1 protein-coding gene is annotated in these 278 nt (G+C 60.4%); it reads right to left on the minus strand.

Translation table 11 applies throughout. From position 1 onward, the window contains the following. On the minus strand, nt 1-278 hold a 278-nt coding region (locus tag OGY13_RS00260), incomplete at both ends, for a transposase (protein ID WP_286556770.1).

Below are 278 nucleotides of genomic sequence, written 5' to 3' on the forward strand. Positions count from 1 at the left end.
TCAAGGTTCTTACCTTGCCGGGGCGCTCGGCGATCAGCCAGTCCACATCCACCTCGGCCAGCTCCTCGCGCTGTGGCGCCACTTGGTAGCCGGCATCGGCTGAGACAAATTGCTCCTCTCCATGCAGCAGATTACCCGGCTGATTGAGGTCATGCTCGTTGGCCGCGGTAGTGACCAGGCTGTGGGTCAGGCCACTCTTGGCATCGACCAAGGTGCCTTGAGTCATCATGACGCCTGCTTCGGCCAGCCAGCGATTGATGGTCTTGAACAATTGGCGG

The organism is Citrobacter sp. Cpo045, from assembly GCF_030332875.1.
GTDB lineage: Bacteria > Pseudomonadota > Gammaproteobacteria > Enterobacterales > Enterobacteriaceae > Citrobacter > Citrobacter portucalensis.